Raw genomic sequence first — 18780 nt, forward strand, 5'->3', positions numbered from 1 at the left:
CATGGGTACACGGCGCAGCTTCCTGGCCGGTCTCGCCGCCGGTACGGCACTTCCCGCCCTCTCCTGGGCGGAGGCGGGCGGTCCCGCCTATCTCGGAGCCGCGCGCGACGCCGATGGCGGCTACGCGATCTACGGCCTTTCGGCCGTGGGTGACCCAATCTTCCGCGTCCCCCTGCTTGGTCGCGGACATGCCGCCACGGCCCATCCCGACCGGCCCGAAACCGTCGCCTTCGCCCGACGCCCGGGCACGTTCGCCCTCGTGATCGATTGCGCGACCGGCACGCTGCGCCATCGGCTCGATGCGCCTGCGGGGCGGCATTTCTACGGTCACGGCACCTTCATCGCGGGGGGCGACATCCTCTGCACCACCGAGAACGAGATCGAGAGCGGCGCGGGGCGGATCGGTTTGTGGGACCGCCGCGCGGGCTACCGCCGGATGGGGGAGGTCGCCACGGGCGGGATCGGACCGCATGACATCCGCACCCTGTCGGACGGCCGGACGCTCGTCGTCGCCAACGGCGGTATCCGCACCGATCCCGGTCACGGGCGCGAAAAGCTGAACCTCGACACGATGCGTCCCAGCCTTGCCTTCGTCGACCCCGAGACCGGCCCGGTCGAGCTCATCGAGCTCGATCCCGACCTCCAGTGGAACTCCATCCGCCATCTCGCGGTCGGACCCGACGATGACGTGGCCTTCGCAATGCAATGGCAGGGCGACCCGATGGAGGCGCCACCGCTCCTCGGCCTCGTGCGGCGCGGCGGGACACCGATCCTGGCCGCGGCGGATCTGGGCGAGCAGATGTCCATGCAGGGCTATGCCGGTTCCGTGGCGATCGACGGGGCAGGAGCGCGTATCGGCATCACCTCCCCGCGGGGCGGACGGATGCACATCTTCGACCGCGAGGGGCAGTTCCACGGCGCGGTTCTGCGTGCCGATATCTGCGGGCTCGCCACGGCGCCGGGCGGGTTCACGGCGTCCGATGGAACGGGGGGCGTGCTGCGCATCGAGCAAGGCGAGGTCCGCGCGGCGGTGACGCTACCGGGTCTCAGCTGGGACAATCACCTCGTCGCCATCGGCTGATCCTCCCGCGAGGTCCGGGTTCACCGTGGTATCCGGCGTATTTCGAGGAAGGTGGGATCGAAGCCGCTGAACTCGGCGAGGCCACCGGGGTCGGGAAGGGTCACGAGGCCGCGCGACCATTCCAGAAGTCCGCGGCCGCGCAATTCCTGAACCGCCCGATTGATGTGGGTCTTCGAGAAGCCGAGGATGCGGACGAGGTCCTGCTGTTCGAGCGGCACCTCGAACGCATCGTTCTCCACCGCCCCGATCACGGCGTAGCGCGCATGCAGCTCGCACATGAGATGTCCGATGCGTTCCGCGGCGCGCAGCGCGGCGCCCGCCGCGACCCAAGTGCGATTGATTTTGGCATCGATCAACGTGATGAGCCAGAGAAGGCGCGTGAGATGTGGCCTGGTTTCGGTGATCTCCAACAATTCCGCGCGATCGACGAACTGCACCTGGCAGCGGCCCTGCGCAATGACGGAATGCTCAAGCGAATCGAGCAGGAACCCGTGCAGGTCCACGAAATCACCGGGAATGTGAATCGCGGAGGTAACTCCTTGCCGCGGCCCAAGCGTCTGGATGCGCAGCGCCATGCCACCAACGATGAGACAGCTCTCGTGTGGCGACGGACCCGCGGGAAGGATCACCTCGAGATGATTGAAGGTCTGGCTGCGAACATTGAGCGACGCGAGCGCCGTATGATCGTGTTCCGTGAGCGTGTCACGCGCGGCCAACGCGGCGGGAAGCAATCTCGAGATTGTCATGACATCGATGCCCGCCGCCTACGATACGGACGTGATGTCTAGAGGTAAGCCCTCGAACCCGCAAGCTGCGGGGAGATCCCAGAGAGGTGGATCGGATTGTACAATCGATACCGGACGGAACAACTCAAACCTCGGTGAGTTGGCCGGAAGATTAACAGTTAACCAAAGGTGGCACAATGTCTGACGATCCCAACAGGACGGCGGGAGGCGACGTTCGCGATGACGTGAACCGCGCCGGGTCCCGTCTGGCCGAGGATGCACGTTCGACGGCACAATCCGCCATGTCGCAGGCCTCGCATTATGCACAGGACCGCGCTCACGATGCGCGAGACGGCGTGGCCGGAGAAGTTTCCGATATCGCGTCGGCCCTGCGCAAGGCTGCGGATTCGACCCGTGGCGGTTCCTTCCAGGAGCAGGCGTTCCAAGCATTGGCTGGAACCTTGGCCGACACGGCGGATTCGATCAAGTCCAAAGAGCCGGGAGATATGCTGGCCGAGGTCGGTCGTTTCGCGCGCGCCAACCCCTTGGCCTTCCTCGGCGTCGCGACGCTGGTTGGCTTTGCGGCCAGCCGCGTGGCAGGTGCGACGCAACGGCCGCGCGGTACGGGTTCCGACTACGAGTACGGAACCACCCGCGGTACGCCGGACACTTATGGCGAGACGACGCGTCCGTATAGCAGCACGCCGGGCAGCACGTCGCGCCCCTATGGCAGCACCCCGGGAGAGTACGGCGCCCGCACGCCCGCGAGCCCCGAACAGACGCCGGGTCTGCGCAACGATCCGATGAAGGGAGGCCTCTGATGAGCGATACCGGAATGTCATCGCGCACTTCGGAGAGCGCGGAACGCGACAGCGCCCTGCGGTCACGGACGGCCTTCGATCTCGTGGGTGAACTGGTCGACCGCGTGACGATGCTCGTGCGCAACGAAGTCAATCTCGCGCGCGCGGAGATGAGCGAGAACGTGAACCGCGCCATGGCGGCGGTCGGCATGCTCGTCGCCGCGATCGTGTTCTTCCTCGTCGCGCTCAACGTGCTTGCCGCCGCGGCCGTCGCCGCGATCGCGCAAACGGGGATCGGCGCCGGTTGGGCCTCCCTTATCGTCGGCGGCGTCATCCTTCTCATCGCCATCATCCTCATGTCGAAAGGCAAGAGCGATCTGAGCGCCACATCTCTCGCACCGACGCGGACGACGAAGAACGTCCGTCGCGATGTGCGAACCGTCAAGGAGCATACCAACAATGGCTGATACGCGTTCCGCCAGGGAAATCGAATCGGAAATCGAACAGGATCGCGCAGCGCTCGATCAGACGATCGCCGAACTCAGGGGCCGGCTCACCTTCGACAACGTGGGACGGCAGATCACCGATCAGGTCCGGACGAACGGTGGCGAGATCGCTACCGCCGTATCGCGCTCGGTGAAGGAAAACCCGATCGCCCTCGGCCTGGCCGGGGTCGGCCTCGCTTGGATGATCTTCGGCTCAGGTCCCTCCTCGACCCAAATCTCGCGCGGTGCGAGCCGCTCGCGCCGGGCCGTTGCCGATCGGTTCGACCGCTCCGGTGGCGACGAGGACGAGTCGGAATTCTACGCATCGACCTCCGCCTACGATCCGCCGTCGCGCTACGAGACGCCCGGTTCCAACGCATCGGCCGCCGCGGGCATTCGCGGACCCCGGCCGGCCGCGCCTCCCCCTGTCTGGGCTCGGGGGCGTCCGCATGACACCTACTCCGACGCGGACAGCCATCTCGACGATCCCTATGTCGGTCTGCCCGCTCCGGTGCAGCCCGTGGGGTCCGCTGAAGGAAGCGCGACTTCGGGCTCTGATGGACCCGGCATCGGGGAACGGATGAGCGCCTCCGCGTCGAGCGCGTATTCGAGCGCGTCCGACGGCTATGCCCGCGCCGGGGCCTCCGCGCGCCATGCGGTAGAAGGCGTGCGATCGAGCGCCGATCGCGCCCGGCTTCGCATCGCCGCGGGAACCGAAAAACTCTCGGAGGACGCAAGGGAACGTGTGATCGCGGCCCGCCTCAGGGCGCTCGAGATCCGTGACGAAGCCGATGCCGCCATGCGGCGCGGCGGAGCGGTAGCGGCCGATTACTACGACCGCCAGCCGCTGGTCTTCGGTGCTCTTGCCGTGGCGCTCGGGGCCGCAATCGGTGCGGGCCTGCCCCACACCCGTCAGGAGGACGAGTGGCTGGGCGCCACCCGTGATCGCCTGGTCGACGATGCGGAGCAGATGTTCCAGTCCGAGCTCTCGAAGGCCCAGCGCGTCGCAGGTGCCGTGACCGACGAAGCGCAGAAGATGGCCGAGGAAGCCAAGGGCGAGGCCGATCGCCGGACGCCCGGCGACAAGGACGCGGCGAATTCGATGGCGGACGCCGCGGAGGGTGCCGCCAACCGCCTGCGCGATCGTGCCGTCGACGAGGCCGAGAAGCAGGATCTCGGCAATCCCGACACGACCCGGACCTGACCTCCGGCGACCATGAAACGACGGGGGGGGCTTCGATGGCCCCCCCTTTTTTTGTGCCTGGCGTCAGGGAATGCGGCCTGTCGTGTCCGCCTTGACCGCGCCGCGTTCGCCCATCGGTTCGTTCGGTCCGGTGGTCGTGTCGCGCTCCGTCTGATGCTCCATCTCCGAATTGAGCTCCGCCCCCAGAAGCACGATGAAGCTCGAGAGCCAGAGCCAGGTGAGAAGGATGATCACGCCGCCCAGCGCGCCGTAGCTCTCGTTATAGCTGCCGAAATTCTGCACGTAGATCGAGAAGGCGATAGAGCCGAGGATCCAGATCACGGTCGCGACCACCGCCCCCGTGCTGACCCAGCGCCATTCCGGATTGGACCGAGACGGTCCGAAACGGTAGAGCACCGCCAATCCACCGAATGTGAAAAGGGCGAGGAGCAGCCAGCGTCCGTAGGTCACGAGCGTCACCACGCTCTCAGGCAATCCCAGACGCCCCGCGAGCGCGGGGATGACGACCGTGCCCACGAGCGCGAGGATCAGCCCGATGATGAGCAGCACGGTCAGGAGAAGCGCCGTGACGTACTGCATCACAAAGCCGCGCTTTTCCTCCTCGTCGTAGGCAATGTTCATTCCCTCCATCAGCGTCGTCATCCCCTTCGACGCGCTGTAGAGCGTGAGGACGAGGCCGAAGGCGGCGGTCAGACCGATCGACGTGTCGGAGCTCGACGCCACGTCGCTCGCTTGGCTCTCGAGGATGCTGGCCGCGTTTTCCGGCAGGATCGACAGGACGGACGCCAGTTGCTCCTGGACCTGCGACGGATCGAGGAACAGGCCCGCGATCGACATCATCGCGGCGATCGCCGGGAAGATGGCGAGAAGCCCGAAGAAGGCCACGCCCGCCGCGACCACGGAGACGTGGTCCCTGGTGATCTCGTCCTTCACGCGGAGCGCGATGTCGCGCCATCCGGCCTTCGGGATTTCCTGTGGTCGCGCCGCGTCGCGGCCTCGGTCTCGACCTTTCGCCATGGGATAGCTCCTTTCTGCTTCGATACGCGTCTTGCCACCGCGTCGTGGGCAGGCGACCGGCCTTTGCACCGGGAACCCGGTTCCGTCTTACTCTGCCCCGGCCATCCGACCGCACGAGGACCCTGCGGGCAGCATGATGGACGAATATGCGATCTCCGGCCAGCGATCGTCTCGCGCGGCCATCGCGGCCCGGTAGAGGTGTTCGTAGCCGTCGAGCATGACGTCCCGTCCGAATTTCGCCTCCACCCGCTGCCGGACCTGCTCCCGAGGGATCCGTACGGCGTCGCGCAGGGCTTGGGCAAGGGCGCCCGGGCTTTCTTCCTGCGCGGCGATGCCCGCGGAACCAACGACCTCGCGGGCCGCACCGCGATCGAGATACGCGACCGGCACGCCACAGGCCATTGCCTCGACCGCCGCAAGTCCGAACGGCTCGTCCCAGAGCGGAGTGAAGAGGAACGCCTGCGCCCGGCCGATCTCCGCGGCGAGATCGGGCTGCGCGAGATGCCCGCCATAGACGATATCGGCGCCGAGTTCGGGGCGGATCGCTTCCTCGAAATACTCCCGGTCCTCGATCGCCCCGAAGATCCGCAGCGACATCCCCGCCCGGCGTACCGCACCGATCGCCAGATGCAGCCCCTTGAGGGGCATGATGCGGCCGGACCAGACCGCGCTGCCGTCCCCCGCGGCCGCGAACGGCCATTCCGCCAGATCGATCCCGTTCGGGACGACGCGGCTCAGCGGCGGCGGCGCATCCGGCCACCAGGCGCGACGCTGCGCCTCCGATGTCGTGGTGAAAGCGTGCCACGGCGCCGCGCTGTCGTGGATCGCGCGATGCAGCACGTCGAAGGGCGGCACGTGCAGCGAGGTGACCGTCGCCACCCGATCCCGACGCGCGAAGCGGGGCGGGAAGCGGTGTAGGGAGTTGTTGTGCACCACGTCGAAGGCGCCCGATTCCAGGGCGTCGAGCGCCGCGCCATAGCCCGCGTCGAGGATCGCGTTCAACTCATCCGTCCCGCGATAGCGGCTCCACGGATGGCTCCGGTCGTAGTGCTCCGCAAGGATGGGGTGGAGAGCGACATCGACCTTAGAATCGGCACTCGCGAAGAGGGTCACGTCGTGCCCCCGCGCCTTCAGGGCATGAACGAGATGCCAGGAATGGGCCTCCATCCCGCCCATGAACGGCGGCGCGATGGGATGGCGGACATGGGCCACGACGGCGACGGAAAGCGGCGAGGTCATCCCCCGGCGCGGGCCGTCAGGAGCGCCGATTGCGCCGCCTCCACCATCTCGCGGCGCTGTGCCTCCGGCGGCAGGGCGCCATTCTTGCCGTCGAGGAGGTCGAGGACGCGCCGCGTCGTGGCATAGGGCATGTCCGCCTGCTGCGTGCAGAGCGCCATTACCTCCGCATCGGGCGCGCGAAGGATCCGCAGCCCGCGTTCGGTATCCTCGACAAGACCCAGCCGCCGGAAGGCGTAAAGCCAGTGCTCCATCGTCCGGTGCCCCCATTTCGTGGCGAAGAGCTCCGCGTTCCGCACGACGGAGGCGACGTGATGGACGGGCGGCATGCAATGGGGGTGATGCTGGTGAAAGACCTTCGCTCCGGTGATCCAGTACATCGGGATGCCGCAGGCATCGAGCGTCCGGCCGAAATCGGTATCCTCCCCGCCATAGCCCTCGTACCGCTCGTCGAAGCCGCCCGCCCGATGAAAATCCGCGGCCCTCATGGCGAAGGTGAGCGACCAGAAGCAGCGGTAATCGTTGCACAGGACGGACCTGCCGCGGGCGGGCGGGCCGCGTCGGTCGGGGTGACGCTCCGCCACGGCCTCGAACCGGTCGAAATCGATCTCCGCCGCCGCCCCGGCGGGCAGGTAGCCCACTTCGCCCATGAGAAGGCCATCGGTCTCCGCCATGATCGAGGCGTAATCCGCAACGAAATCCGGGCCGGGGATACAATCAACGTCAACGAAAGCGAGAATTTCGCTTTGCGCGGCACGCGCAGCCGCGTTGCGCGCGGCCGCGAGCGGCAGGTTCGGGCGCGGCGGAACGAGGACCTGCCGCACGGGAAAGGGTGCCTGCGGCAAATCCCCGAAGGTGGCGCCCTGCATGACGGCGATGATCAGTTCCGCCGGCGGACGGGTCTGCGCTGCGAGGCCGCGTACGACATTGGCGAGATGATCCGCGCGGCCGGCCGCGATGGTCAGAACCGAGACCGCTTCGTTCATCGTGTTTCCTCCACTATTTCCGTTTGATCGGTCCGGCCGCGGGACCAAAGACGGGCCGCCAGCGCCTCGAGCCAAGCCGACGCCTTCGTGCCCGCCGCCGCATCGACGAGGGCGCGCTGTCGTTCCGGTACGTGGCTCGCCTCCACATCCGCGATGGCCTGCCGCCAGGCCTGTGCGGAGGACGGCAGGTGCGGCAGGTGATGAGCCGCGCCCGCCCGGGCAAGGGCGCGGGCCTTCTCGACCTGCTCGTCGAAATAGCGCCATTCGGGGATCACGATCCAAGGCGTGCCGGAAGCGAGGATGCGCTGGCAGGTCGTGTTGCCTGAGGATGCCACGATGACATCGGCCGCGGCGATATAGTCGCCGGGATTGTCGACCCAGCCGCGATGATCGAGATTGCCGGGCTCGGTGGCGTGCCAATCGGCCTCGACCTGTCCGACGCTGAGCCAGAGCGTGTCGGGCCAGGTCCGCGCGCCGATCCCGAGGGGGGCGCGCGTGAAGCCGCTGCCTCCGCCGCCCGACATCACGACGATCACGCGGCGGCCCGGGTCGATCCCCAGTCGCGCGCGCGCCGCGGGACGGTCGGGCAGCGCGATCTCTACGCCGAGACCGCCCGCGAAACAGGTCTTGGCCAGCATCTCTTCCGACCAGTCCGGCTGCGCGAGCGCCGCGTGGAAAGGCGCGAGCAGGCCCGCCGCACCGTCATAGGCCGCCCGGTGCCCGGGATCGCCGCGCTCGCCATGTTGGAGCACCTTGACATGCGGGACGGAACAAATACGGCAGAGTTGCGCGAGTTCGGCGGAGACGTCGCAGATCATCAGTGCCGGATCGGCCGTGGCGAACCACGTGGTCATCGTCCCCATCGCCTCGCGGATACCCGACCATCCGAGCGGCGCGCAGTGCAGCGTGTCGGGCGTGCCGACCTGATCCATCGCGGGCGGCTCGTCGCCACGCGGCTCGAAGAGCGAGGGGATCTCCGTGATCCGCGCGTTGTCGGGCAGCGTCCCGAGCAGGTCGGGGCGCGCGCAGAAGATCCGTATCGGCCGTTCGGGGGGCAGAGCCTGGGCGATCGCGCGGCAGCGCTCGGCATGTCCCCTGCCCTGGTGATGAACGAAATAACCGAACGGGCGCGCCGTGCCGCCGCCTACGAAGTCACGCATCCTTCAGCATCCGGGCAGGCCTTTCGCGGTGCCGCACGAGCCCCATCCGGACGAGCCCTTCGAGGACCCCGTCGGCATGGGCACGGCGGGTTCGGACGAGACGGCCCGCGGCCTCGAGATGCGCGATCTCGGGCAAACCGTTCGCCGGCACGATCGCGTTGCCGCATCTAGACAGCATGTCGAGATCGTTGCCGCTGTCGCCCGCGGCGATGCAGGCCGAAAGCGTCAGGCCCGCGCGCTCCGCCTCGAAGGCAATCGCCGCGGCCTTGCCGGCACCGCGCGGGAGCACGTCGATGAAGCGCCCGTGGGACGCGATGACCCGCGCCGGCAGCGATGCGGCGACGAGTGCGGCCTCGATCCGTCGCGCCTCCTCCGCATCGCCGAAATAGCTGAGTTTCCAGTTTCGTTGCTCGTGTGCGGCTTGCGGCTTGGCGCCGATCGAGGCGAGGCGGAAGGCGATCTCGTGCCGCGCCCAGTTCCGGTCGAGCCGCCGGGCATAGTCGCGGCAGAGCGTCGCCGCGCCGCCGGAGCGGGGCCGCCAGATCTCCGATCCGACGGAGGTGATGTAGAGATCGGGCTCCGGCAGCGCCCAGGCCGACAGGACGCGCCGCGCTTCTCCGATCGACCGGCCCGTCGCCACGGCATAGCGCAACCTCGATGGATCGCGCGCCCGCACCCAGTCCGCGAAACGGACGGCGCCCCGTTCCGATCCCGTCAGCGTCCCGTCGATGTCGCATGCGAGGATCCGGGTGCATTGCGGTAGGGATGGCGCAGGACGATGGCGGGCACGATGCGCGACCTGCGCATAGATCTCCGCCGATCGCGCGGCCCAGGCAGACCAGGAATAGCGCCCCGAACGCGACCGGGCCGCGCTGCGCGCCTCCCGCGCGGCGTCGCGATCGCTGATGAGGTCGTGGCAGGCCGATCCGATCTCCATCGGGTCGCGCGGGTCGACGAGACGTCCGTGTCCGATCTCCGCCACGATCTCGGCGGGACCGCCATGGCGCGTGGCCACGACCGGCAGCCCGAAGGAGGCCGCTTCCACGAGCGTCAGTCCGAAGGGCTCGAAGAAGGCGGGATTGACGAAGACGCCGCCGCTCTCGGCCGCGAGGGCGTAGAGACCGGGCACGTCGCCCGGGCGGTGCCGCCGCGGCAACGCGACCCGGCCCCAGAGATCGTGCCTGTCGATCCCGTCGAGGAGCGCGCGGATCGTCTCGCGCTGCTCGGGATTACCGCTGCCCGGATCGTCGCGCTGACCCGCGAGGATCACGAGATTGGCCCTGGCGCGCAGCGCATCGTGCCGGGCGAACGCCTCGACGAGGCCGGGGAGGTTCTTCTTCGCGACGGGGCGCGCGACCGCGAGGACGATGGGACGGCGCAAGTCGCGTAGGAAGGGCCGGATCAGCGCACGGGCGCTTTCCGTCCCCGCAAGGGGCGGCAGGCTGATCCCCGGGGGGACGCAATGGGTGCGCCCGGCCGCGTCGAGCCCGTAGGCCACGACCTGCCGTTCCGTCTCGTCGCGAGATGAGCCGATGATGGCATCGGCCTCGGTGATTGCCAGACGCTCGGCCCCGATCCGGTCGTCGAGGGCGGCGCCGGGCTTCCCGGCGTCGCGCTTGTCGATGCCAAGCGAATGGGGCGTGTAGCAGAAGGGGATCCCGAAGCGCTCCTTGGCGGCGAGAGCGAGCCGCGCGGCATCGGAGAAATGCGCGTGGATCACATCCGGCCGCCGCGTCATCCCGCCGAGCAGATCGAGGAAGGCCGTTTCGAGCCGCGGCAGTTCGGCGGCCAGATCGCCCTTGTCGAGATAGGCGCGGTTCGCCGTGAAGAGCCGCAGGATCTCGGATTTGGCCGAGATCACCTCGCGCGGCATCGCGAATTCGGGTCCCAGGCGCGGATCGTCGAAGCCACGGGTCACGATATCGACCCGGCGCGTATCCGCCCGACGGCTCTGCGCCGCGGCCGCGCCCAGAACGTAGCCGATATGCCCGCCCGTATCCTCCGTCAGCCCGTAGGTGACGGGCGGCGCCTTCAGACAGCCCCCGAGCGCGAGGTGGAGGATGTGCATTGCGGGCTCCGTGGGGAAAGGCTGTGAAATTCCTTTGTCGCTATTAAAACTTGTCAACGCTTTCCAGTTCCAGTTCCGGGCATCCACATTTGTACTCCGCACGAGGCGACAACGCGTTGACACTGGACTTCGCCGCGCGATCTTTCTTGTGACCGTTCGACGCACCACGTTCCCGGAGGCCGCGATCACCCAGCGTTACGTCTTCGTCGGTGGCCTCCACCGCTCCGGCACCTCGCTCCTAGCGACGCTTCTGGCCACGCATCCCGATATCGCCTGCATCCATGGCGCGCCGGTGCCGGAGAACGAGGGCGTGTACCTGCAGGGCGCGATCCCGCACACGGCGCTTCACGGGCGGCCAATGCATTTCGCGACCGATCCCGCGCAGCATCACGTCGAGGGCGAAGCGCACGACCGGCTCGAGACGCGCGACAGGCTGCGTTCCGACTGGGATCCGTGGTTCACGCCGGGCGGGCTCTGGCGGGTGGAAAAGTCGCCGGTGAACCTGACCCGCATGCGGCTCTACCAGCAGCTCTTCCCGACGAGCCAGTTCGTGGTGATCCTGCGTCATCCGCAAGCGGTGGCGGGCGCGGTCCGCAAATGGAACCACGAGGACCTCGACGCGTCCATCGATCACTGGATCGCCGCCCACGAACAGGTGCGCGGCGACCTGGCCTACCTCCACGCCGTCCTCGTCCTGCGCTACGAGGATTTGCTTGCCCGGCCGGCGGCGACGATCCAAGCGCTCGAAGCGTTCCTGTCCTTGTCCCCCGGCATCGACGCGGCGCAGATCGATGGTCACCAAGCGTCTTATCTCGCTGAGAGGCCCCTTTCCGCCGCGCAGGCACGCGCTTCGGGCGGATGGGGGTATACCGACGGGCTCGGCGTCTCGGACTGGCCGGGGTATCTGAGCCATCCCCTCCGCGCCGTGCGCGATGCTGTGGAGACAGCGCTCCGTGGCGCGCCACCCGGAGCCTGATCCGATGTCAGGCTTGCGCTTCGACGCCCTCCTCCGCCCGCCAGGAGGCCTCCGCGAGTTCAAGCGCCGACGCGAGCGCGGAGCGGACGGGCGAGGTGAGCCGGGCCCGCTGCGCCGCGTCCAGATAGGGCTCATAGTAGCGTCCTATTCCGCCGGTGAGGCAGAGGCGGTCTCCGTCGGTGAAGCCGAGCGTACGGAGCGCGCGATCGATATACCCGCTTCCCTTGGCGAGGAGCGCGCGGGCCTGGACGTCGCCCGCCACCGCCGCGTCGATCACGGCCGGCGCCGCGCGCGCGTAATCGGCGGGCCCCGCCCCGACCGCGAAGCTTGCAAGCGCCCGGGCGGAGCCTCCGAACTCGGCAAGGCAGTGCCGCGTGAGGTCGGTATGCACCTCCAGCCCGTCCTCGCAGAGGATCGCGCGCCGCAGCACCGAACGACCGAGATCGGCGCCCGATCCCTGGTCGGAGAGCGTGAAGCCCCAGCCGCCGACGCCCGTGACCTCGCCACTCCGCGAGCGCGCGACGATCGTGCCGGTGCCGATCGCGACGACGTAGCCGTCCGCGCCGCCGAGGGCGCCTGTCACATGTATATGCCGGTCGTCGGTCACCGCCACACGCGCGATCCCGAGGCCCCGAGACAATCGCTCGCCATCCGCCACATCGAGCACGCCCGCGACCCCCAGATGCGCGGTCGCGCCCGCGATATCGGCCTTCCCCGCACCAAGCTTCTCCGCCGCCGCATCGATCGCCGCGCGGATGTTTTCGCGAGCGCGCACGGCATCCGTCGTGGCGTTGGCCGATCCCGCTTCGGCGGTCACGATCTCCGTTTTCCCGGCCCATCTGAGGGCGGCGCGACAGGCGGTGGCACCGCCATCGACGCCGATGAGAAGGGTATCAGGCGTCATCCTGCGGGCGGATTTCGGCTACGGAGGGGATCAGGCGATGCGGCGGGTGGGAACCGCGCGGCGCATCGTGTCCCAGTCGCGCACCGCGTCGCCAAACGCGCCGAAGAGCTTGCGGGAGACCGGATCCTCGTCGGCGCGGTATTCGGGATGCCACTGGACGGAGAGGGTGAAACCCGGAGCGCCCTCGATATAGGCGGCCTCCGCCGTGCCGTCCTCGGCATGACCATCGATGATGAAGCGGGGGCCAGGGGTGTCGACGCCCTGACCATGCAAGGTGTTCGTCATCACCTCGGGCGCATCCATCAGGCGGTGGAACGGCCCGCCTTCGGTGAAGCGGACGGAATGGCGGAGCGCGAACTTCTCCTCGATCGTGCCGTCGGGCGGCATCCGGTGGTTCATCCGCCCCGGCAGGTCGCGTATCTCGGGATGCAGCGTGCTGCCCATGGCGACCGCCACCTCCTGAAACCCGCGGCAGATGGCGAGGAAGGGATGGCCCGTCTCGACGCAGGCCCGGATGAGCGGCAGCGAGATGCGGTCGCGGGCCCTGTCGAACGTACCGTGCGCTTCGGTGGCTTCGTGGCCGTATTCCTCGGGATGCACGTTGGGGCGTCCACCCGTGAAGAGAAAGCCCGCGAAATTCTCCATCAGGTCCTCGATCGAGACGAGGTCCGGGTCGGTGGGCACGATGACCGGCACCGCTTCGGTGACCTTCGCGATGGCGGCGCTGTTCATCTCGCCGCCCGCGTGAACGACGTAGCTGTCGTTGATGATGTGCTGATTGCCGATGATGCCGACGACAGGACGTGCCATGGGGAACTCCTTCTCCCCCGACACATAAGGCATCGACCCCGTCGCGAAAAGCCCGCCATGCTGGCCCTGTGCCCGGATTTTTCGCAGACGCCCGCGCGGCGGGCGATCTGCACGCATTCCGGGCGGACCGGCGATCCGGCCCGCCCGGCGCGATCAGCTCGCCTTCAGCTCCTGACGGCGCGCGTGCAGGACCGGCTCGGTATAGCCCGACGGCTGCACACGCCCCTTGAACACAAGATCGCACGCCGCCTGGAACGCGATCGTGTCGTAGGAGGGCGCCATCGCGGTGTAATCGTCGTCATCCGCGTTCTGGCGGTCGACGACCTCCGCCATCTTCTTCATCGCGGTCATCACCCGATCCTCGCTCACCACGCCGTGGTGGAGCCAGTTCGCGAGCGCCTGGGAGGAGATGCGGCAGGTCGCCCGATCCTCCATCAGCGCCACGTCGTTGATGTCGGGCACCTTGGAACAGCCGACGCCGTGATCGACCCAGCGCACGACATAGCCGAGGATGCCCTGTGCGTTGTTCTCGATCTCTTCCGAGATCTCGTCGTCGGACCAGTTGGCGCCGCGCGCGAGCGGGATCGTCAGGAGCGGCTCGATGCCGGTGCGGCTACCCTTCGCGGCGATCTCGTCCTGGACGGCATGGACGTCGACCTCGTGGTAGTGCAGCGCGTGAAGCGTCGCCGCGGTGGGCGAAGGCACCCAGGCGCAGGTCGCGCCCGCCTTCGGATGGCCGATCTTCTGCTTCAGCATGTCGGCCATAAGATCGGGCATCGCCCACATCCCCTTGCCGATCTGCGCGCGTCCCTTGAGACCGCAGGCGAGCCCGATCTCCACGTTGCGATCCTCGTAGGCCTTGATCCAGTCCGACGCCTTCATGTCGCCCTTCCGGACCATCGGACCCGCCTCCATGGAGGTGTGGATCTCGTCGCCCGTGCGGTCGAGGAAGCCCGTGTTGATGAAGGCCACGCGGGACTTCGCGGCGCGGATGCATTCCTTGAGGTTGGCCGACGTGCGCCGCTCCTCGTCCATGATGCCAAGCTTCACGGTATTGGCCGGCAGGCCCAGCGCCGTCTCCACCCGGGTGAAGATCTCGTCGGAGAAGGCCACCTCGTCCGGCCCGTGCATCTTCGGCTTCACGACATAGATCGAGCCGTGCTCCGAGTTGCCGCGGTCGCGCTTGAGGTCGTGCATCGCGATGAGCGTGGTCATCATCGCGTCCATCAGCCCCTCGTAGACCTCGTCGCCGTCACGGTCGAGGATCGCGGGGTTCGTCATCAGATGGCCCACGTTCCTCACGAGCATGAGCGCGCGTCCCTTCACCCGCGTCTCGCCGCCATCGGGCGCGGTATAGGTCCGGTCCTCCGAGAGCCGCCGGGTGAAGGTCTTGCCGCCCTTGCTGATCTCCTCGGTGAGGTCGCCTTTCATGAGGCCCAGCCAGTTGCGATAGGCGAGCGTCTTGTCCGCCGCATCGACCGCCGCCACGCTGTCCTCGCAATCCATGATCGCGCTGACGGCCGATTCCACCTGCACATCGGCAAGCCCGGCACGGTCGGTCGAGCCGATCTGGTGCTCCCGGTCGACGACGAGCTCCATGTGGAGACCGTTCTTCTTCAGGAGGATCTTCTCGGGTTGACCGGCATCGCCGACATAGCCCGCGAGTTGTCCGGGATCGGCGAGGCCCGCGGGGCCGTTATCCCTGAGCGCGACGAGCGCGCCGTCCTCGATGCGGTAGGCCGTGACATCGGCGTGCGAGCCCTCGCCCAGGGGCGCGGCGGCGTCGAGGATCTCCTTGGCCCGCGCGATCACCCGCTGGCCACGCTCCGGATCGTAGTCGGACCCCTGCGGCAGATCGCCCAGCGCGTCGGTTCCGTAGAGCGCGTCGTAGAGCGACCCCCAGCGGGCATTTGCGGCATTGAGCGCATAGCGCGCGTTCATGATCGGCACGACGAGCTGCGGCCCCGGCACGTCCGCGATCTCGGGATCGGTATTGCCCGTATCGATCGTGAAGTCGTCCCCCTCGGGCAGCAGATAGCCGATCTCTCGCAGGAAGGAGAGATAGCCGTCCTGATCGTCGACGGCGCCGGGGTTTTCCTTGTGCCACGCATCGATACGCGACTGCATCTCCTCGCGCGTGGCGAGAAGCTCCCGGTTGCGCGGCGTCAGGTCGTGGACGATGCCGGAGAAGGACGACCAGAACGCCTCCGCGTCGATCCCCGTGCCATCGAGCGCTTCGTTCTCCACGAAATCGGCGAGAACCTCATCAACCTGCAATCCGGCGCAATCGCGTCTTGCCATTCTTCCCTCTCCCTCACTGTTCCAAATTCCGGTGTTCGTACGGATGTCGTACCCGGCAGACCGGTCCCAGGCCATCCGTGGTCGCGCAGCGACCGGAGCGACGCTATTGCGTCGCCTCCTCCGATTGCTCGGCCGCCGGGACACCGCCATCCGAGGCGCCGACCGCCTCGCCGTCGCCGGGCTCGTTCCCGCCCACGCTGAGATAGATGACGAGCGCCACAAGGAGCACGGCGGCGAATCCCACCATCCAGGCCATTCCGGACAGCGGAACCTTGTGGCGGCGTTCCTGTTTCTTGACGTCTGTGTTAGGCGCTGACATGGCGCAGTCTCCTATGCATCGAATGACGCAAGCCCGTTGGCCGGCGCCGATCGCAGGCTCAACGTATCAGATCGCATCGGGTTCGCTCCACCCGAAAGGCGAGCGCATCGAAAACGACGATTCCTCTCGCCCCATCAGAAAGGCCGCCCCATGAAAGATGCCACGCCCCGCGCGACGCTGCTCTCCGAATACCGCCCGTTCAGCCACCTGATCGACGCGGTCGAACTCGATTTCCGGCTCGCCCCCAACGCGACGCGGGTCCGCTCCCGCATCGCCTTCCGCCCCAATCCCGCGGGAGAGGGCGGACCGCTCCGGCTCGACGGAGAGGGGCTGACGCTGATCTCGGCCCGGATCGACGGGAAGGACGTCGCGCCGCGGATCCTGCCGGGCGGGCTCGTCTGCGAGGTGCCCGACGGCCCCTTCACCTGGGAGGCCGAGGTCGAGATCGACCCCGCGTCGAACACCGCGCTCGAAGGGCTCTACATGTCGAACGGCATGTACTGCACGCAATGCGAGGCGGAGGGTTTCCGCAAGATCACCTACTATCCCGACCGCCCCGACGTGATGGCCCCTTTCACGGTGCGGATCGAGAGCGACCTGCCGGTGCTTTTGTCGAACGGCAACCCCGCCTCCCGCGAGGGCGGCGTCGCCGAATGGCATGACCCGCATCCCAAACCCGCCTATCTCTTCGCGCTCGTCGCGGGCGATCTCGTGGCCCATGAGGATGCCTTCACCACGATGGAAGGGCGCGAGGTCGCGCTCGCCGTCTGGGTGCGGCCTGGAGACGAAGGCAAGTGCGCCTACGCGATGGACGCGCTCATCCGGTCGATGCGCTGGGACGAGACGGAATACGGCCGCCCCTACGACCTCGACGTTTTCAACATCGTGGCGGTGGACGATTTCAACATGGGCGCGATGGAGAACAAGGGCCTCAACATCTTCAACTCCCGCTACGTGCTCGCCAGCCCCGAGACGGCGACGGACGGCGATTACGGCCGGATTGAGGCGATCGTCGCGCACGAATACTTTCACAACTGGACCGGCAACCGCATCACGTGCCGCGACTGGTTCCAGCTCTGCCTGAAGGAAGGGCTGACCGTCTTCCGCGACCAGCAATTCACCGGCGACATGCGTTCCCCCGCCGTCAAGAGGATCGAGGACGCGCATCTTCTGCGCGGGCGGCAGTTCCGGGAGGATAACGGCCCCCTCGCCCATCCGGTGCGTCCCGAGAGCTATGTCGAGATCAACAACTTCTACACGGCCACTGTCTACGAGAAGGGCGCGGAGCTCATCGGGATGCTGCGCCGTCTCGTTGGCCCCGACGCCTACCGCCGCGCGCTCGACCTCTATTTCGAGCGCCACGACGGGGAGGCCTGCACGATCGAGGACTGGCTCGCGGTCTTCGAGGATGCGACCGGCCGCGACCTCGCGCAGTTCAAGCGGTGGTACTCCCAGGCGGGCACGCCCCGCCTCGCGGTGGAGACGGCCCGCGACGGCAACGCGCTCGCGGTCACCTTCCGGCAATCGACGCCGCCCACCCCCGGTCAGCCGGAAAAGCGTCCCGTCGTCCTGCCCGTGGCACTCGGCGCGATCGGTCCCGACGGGACGGAGCTCATGCCCACCCGCGTGATCGAGGTGACGGAGGCGGAACAGACCGAGAGGTTCGATCTGCCCGAGGGCGCCGTCCTGTCGATCCTGCGGGACTTCTCCGCCCCTGTGATCCTCACCCGCGAGCAATCGGCGCAGGACCGCGCCCTCCTCCTCGCCCACGACACCGACCCCTTCAACAAGTGGGAGGCGGGACGGACCCTCGCCAAGGACGCGCTCGTCGCCATGATCACCGACGATCGGGCGCCCGACACGGCCTATCTCGACGCGCTCGCCCCGGTCCTGGGCGACGAGACGCTCGATCCGGCGTTCCGCGCCCTCGTCCTCGCGATCCCGTCGGACGACGACCTTGCACAGACGCTCGCCTCCGCCGGAACGACGCCCGACCCGCAGCGGATCGATCGGGCGCGGCATGCCCTCATCGGCGCCCTCGCCAAGCATCTCGAGGAGCAGCTTTCCGGGCTCTACGACGCGATGCGGATCGACGGGCCCTATTCCCCCGATGCCGGGGATGCCGGCCGGCGCAGCCTGAGGAACGCCGCGCTCCTGCTGCTCTCCCATCGCGACGAGGGCGCGCGGGCGGACGCCCAGTTCGAGGCGGCCGACAACATGACCGACGAGCTCGCGGCACTCACCACGCTCCTTCGGATCGACCGGGCGGACGAGTCCGTGGCCCGTTTCCACGACCGCTGGCGCGACGACCGGCTGGTCATAGACAAATGGTTCTCCGTTCAGGTCATGCACGCCCCGGGCCCGAAGGCCGCGGATGTGGCCGCGCGGCTCACGGAACACCCTGCCTTCGACTGGAAGAACCCGAATCGCTTCCGCGCGGTTATGGGCGCGCTCGGCGCGAACCATGCGGGCTTCCATGCCGAGGGCGGCACGGCCTACGACCTCCTCGCGGACTGGCTCGTGCGGCTCGACCCGGTCAATCCGCAGACCACCGCGCGGATGACGACCCTCTTCGAGACGTGGCCGCGCTACGATGCGGACCGGCAGGCGCTGATGCGCGCGGCGCTCGAGCGGATCGGCAACGCCCCCGGCCTCTCGCGCGATACATCGGAGATGGTGAGCCGGATGCTCGGCTGAGGGGAGATGTC

Annotated in this window: 16 protein-coding genes; 6 read left to right on the forward strand and 10 right to left on the reverse strand. The window is 68.1% G+C overall.

What is annotated here, in order from left to right:
* The first annotated feature begins 1 nt into the window (after nucleotide 1).
* Complete coding sequence (locus LX81_RS10225; RefSeq protein ID WP_111537226.1) at nucleotides 2-1081, forward strand: DUF1513 domain-containing protein; 1080 nt, start codon at nucleotides 2-4, stop codon at nucleotides 1079-1081.
* 20 nt (nucleotides 1082-1101) lie between these two features.
* Here the strand turns inward: LX81_RS10225 and LX81_RS10230 are convergent, their stop codons facing one another.
* Nucleotides 1102-1827 (reverse strand): Crp/Fnr family transcriptional regulator, encoded by a 726-nt coding sequence (locus tag LX81_RS10230; protein ID WP_111537227.1) that lies wholly within the window; start codon nucleotides 1825-1827, stop codon nucleotides 1102-1104.
* Nucleotides 1828-2003: 176 nt separating this feature from the next.
* On the opposite strand from LX81_RS10230, the gene LX81_RS10235 reads away from it, so the two are divergent.
* The 3 genes from LX81_RS10235 to LX81_RS10245 are packed head-to-tail and all read left to right on the forward strand — an operon-like array spanning nucleotide 2004 to nucleotide 4295.
* Nucleotides 2004-2627, forward strand: a complete 624-nt coding sequence (locus LX81_RS10235; RefSeq protein WP_111537228.1) for a hypothetical protein — start codon at nucleotides 2004-2006, stop codon at nucleotides 2625-2627.
* Nucleotides 2627-3073, forward strand: a complete 447-nt coding sequence (locus tag LX81_RS10240) for a phage holin family protein (RefSeq protein WP_234822558.1) — start codon at nucleotides 2627-2629, stop codon at nucleotides 3071-3073. Before LX81_RS10235 ends, LX81_RS10240 begins: the two co-directional genes overlap by 1 nt.
* A complete protein-coding gene (locus LX81_RS10245; protein ID WP_170133911.1) occupies nucleotides 3066-4295 on the forward strand; it encodes a DUF3618 domain-containing protein in 1230 nt (409 codons plus the stop codon). Before LX81_RS10240 ends, LX81_RS10245 begins: the two co-directional genes overlap by 8 nt.
* 63 nt (nucleotides 4296-4358) lie before the next feature.
* On the opposite strand, the gene LX81_RS10250 is transcribed toward LX81_RS10245, so the two are convergent.
* From LX81_RS10250 to LX81_RS10270, 5 genes are all read right to left on the reverse strand, one after another.
* Nucleotides 4359-5312 carry a YihY/virulence factor BrkB family protein gene (locus LX81_RS10250; RefSeq protein ID WP_111537230.1) on the reverse strand — a complete coding sequence of 318 codons (954 nt, stop codon included), beginning with the start codon at nucleotides 5310-5312 and terminating at the stop codon, nucleotides 4359-4361.
* Between the two features lie 87 nt (nucleotides 5313-5399).
* Nucleotides 5400-6551: a glycosyltransferase gene (locus LX81_RS10255; RefSeq protein ID WP_111537231.1), complete on the reverse strand. Its 1152-nt coding sequence runs from the start codon at nucleotides 6549-6551 to the stop codon at nucleotides 5400-5402.
* Nucleotides 6548-7534 carry a glycosyltransferase family 2 protein gene (locus tag LX81_RS10260; RefSeq protein ID WP_111537232.1) on the reverse strand — a complete coding sequence of 329 codons (987 nt, stop codon included), beginning with the start codon at nucleotides 7532-7534 and terminating at the stop codon, nucleotides 6548-6550. Before LX81_RS10260 ends, LX81_RS10255 begins: the two co-directional genes overlap by 4 nt.
* A complete protein-coding gene (locus tag LX81_RS10265) occupies nucleotides 7531-8694 on the reverse strand; it encodes a glycosyltransferase (RefSeq protein WP_111537233.1) in 1164 nt (387 codons plus the stop codon). Before LX81_RS10265 ends, LX81_RS10260 begins: the two co-directional genes overlap by 4 nt.
* On the reverse strand, nucleotides 8687-10762 hold the full coding sequence (locus LX81_RS10270) for an HAD-IIB family hydrolase (RefSeq protein WP_111537234.1): 2076 nt from the start codon (nucleotides 10760-10762) through the stop codon (nucleotides 8687-8689). The genes LX81_RS10265 and LX81_RS10270 overlap by 8 nt, the downstream gene beginning before the upstream one ends.
* A gap of 148 nt (nucleotides 10763-10910) precedes the next feature.
* On the opposite strand from LX81_RS10270, the gene LX81_RS10275 reads away from it, so the two are divergent.
* Nucleotides 10911-11738 carry a sulfotransferase family protein gene (locus LX81_RS10275; RefSeq protein ID WP_234822559.1) on the forward strand — a complete coding sequence of 276 codons (828 nt, stop codon included), beginning with the start codon at nucleotides 10911-10913 and terminating at the stop codon, nucleotides 11736-11738.
* Between the two features lie 7 nt (nucleotides 11739-11745).
* Here the strand turns inward: LX81_RS10275 and LX81_RS10280 are convergent, their stop codons facing one another.
* The 4 genes from LX81_RS10280 to LX81_RS10295 all read right to left on the reverse strand — a co-directional run bounded on the left by LX81_RS10280 (nucleotide 11746) and on the right by LX81_RS10295 (nucleotide 16072).
* Nucleotides 11746-12642, reverse strand: a complete 897-nt coding sequence (locus LX81_RS10280; RefSeq protein ID WP_111537236.1) for a glucosamine kinase nucleotide-binding domain-containing protein — start codon at nucleotides 12640-12642, stop codon at nucleotides 11746-11748.
* 30 nt (nucleotides 12643-12672) lie between these two features.
* Nucleotides 12673-13452 carry a gamma-glutamyl-gamma-aminobutyrate hydrolase family protein gene (locus LX81_RS10285; protein ID WP_111537237.1) on the reverse strand — a complete coding sequence of 260 codons (780 nt, stop codon included), beginning with the start codon at nucleotides 13450-13452 and terminating at the stop codon, nucleotides 12673-12675.
* A 153-nt stretch (nucleotides 13453-13605) separates the two neighbouring features.
* Nucleotides 13606-15753, reverse strand: coding sequence for a malate synthase G (locus tag LX81_RS10290; RefSeq protein WP_111537238.1), 2148 nt, complete (start codon nucleotides 15751-15753; stop codon nucleotides 13606-13608).
* A 103-nt stretch (nucleotides 15754-15856) separates the two neighbouring features.
* A complete protein-coding gene (locus LX81_RS10295) occupies nucleotides 15857-16072 on the reverse strand; it encodes a hypothetical protein (RefSeq protein WP_111537239.1) in 216 nt (71 codons plus the stop codon).
* A gap of 150 nt (nucleotides 16073-16222) precedes the next feature.
* Here LX81_RS10295 and pepN point away from each other — a divergent pair, with 150 nt between their 5' ends.
* A complete protein-coding gene (pepN, locus tag LX81_RS10300; protein WP_111537240.1) occupies nucleotides 16223-18769 on the forward strand; it encodes an aminopeptidase N in 2547 nt (848 codons plus the stop codon).
* Nucleotides 18770-18780 lie beyond the last annotated feature (11 nt).

Origin of the sequence: Palleronia aestuarii, from assembly GCF_003253995.1 — a bacterium.
Taxonomy (GTDB): Bacteria; Pseudomonadota; Alphaproteobacteria; order Rhodobacterales; family Rhodobacteraceae; genus Palleronia; species Palleronia aestuarii.

What these genes read in the sequence shown, in the direction of transcription:
- LX81_RS10290 (WP_111537238.1), bottom strand. Translation starts at nt 15,753, where the DNA reads ATGGCAAGACGCGATTGCGCCGGATTGCAGGTTGATGAGGTTCTCGCC.
- LX81_RS10230 (WP_111537227.1), bottom strand. Translation starts at nt 1,827, where the DNA reads ATGACAATCTCGAGATTGCTTCCCGCCGCGTTGGCCGCGCGTGACACG.
- LX81_RS10235 (WP_111537228.1), top strand. Translation starts at nt 2,004, where the DNA reads ATGTCTGACGATCCCAACAGGACGGCGGGAGGCGACGTTCGCGATGAC.
- LX81_RS10260 (WP_111537232.1), bottom strand. Translation starts at nt 7,534, where the DNA reads ATGAACGAAGCGGTCTCGGTTCTGACCATCGCGGCCGGCCGCGCGGAT.
- LX81_RS10255 (WP_111537231.1), bottom strand. Translation starts at nt 6,551, where the DNA reads ATGACCTCGCCGCTTTCCGTCGCCGTCGTGGCCCATGTCCGCCATCCC.
- LX81_RS10240 (WP_234822558.1), top strand. Translation starts at nt 2,627, where the DNA reads ATGAGCGATACCGGAATGTCATCGCGCACTTCGGAGAGCGCGGAACGC.
- LX81_RS10250 (WP_111537230.1), bottom strand. Translation starts at nt 5,312, where the DNA reads ATGGCGAAAGGTCGAGACCGAGGCCGCGACGCGGCGCGACCACAGGAA.
- LX81_RS10295 (WP_111537239.1), bottom strand. Translation starts at nt 16,072, where the DNA reads ATGTCAGCGCCTAACACAGACGTCAAGAAACAGGAACGCCGCCACAAG.
- LX81_RS10270 (WP_111537234.1), bottom strand. Translation starts at nt 10,762, where the DNA reads ATGCACATCCTCCACCTCGCGCTCGGGGGCTGTCTGAAGGCGCCGCCC.
- LX81_RS10245 (WP_170133911.1), top strand. Translation starts at nt 3,066, where the DNA reads ATGGCTGATACGCGTTCCGCCAGGGAAATCGAATCGGAAATCGAACAG.
- LX81_RS10265 (WP_111537233.1), bottom strand. Translation starts at nt 8,694, where the DNA reads ATGCGTGACTTCGTAGGCGGCGGCACGGCGCGCCCGTTCGGTTATTTC.
- LX81_RS10285 (WP_111537237.1), bottom strand. Translation starts at nt 13,452, where the DNA reads ATGGCACGTCCTGTCGTCGGCATCATCGGCAATCAGCACATCATCAAC.
- LX81_RS10225 (WP_111537226.1), top strand. Translation starts at nt 2, where the DNA reads ATGGGTACACGGCGCAGCTTCCTGGCCGGTCTCGCCGCCGGTACGGCA.
- LX81_RS10280 (WP_111537236.1), bottom strand. Translation starts at nt 12,642, where the DNA reads ATGACGCCTGATACCCTTCTCATCGGCGTCGATGGCGGTGCCACCGCC.
- pepN (WP_111537240.1), top strand. Translation starts at nt 16,223, where the DNA reads ATGAAAGATGCCACGCCCCGCGCGACGCTGCTCTCCGAATACCGCCCG.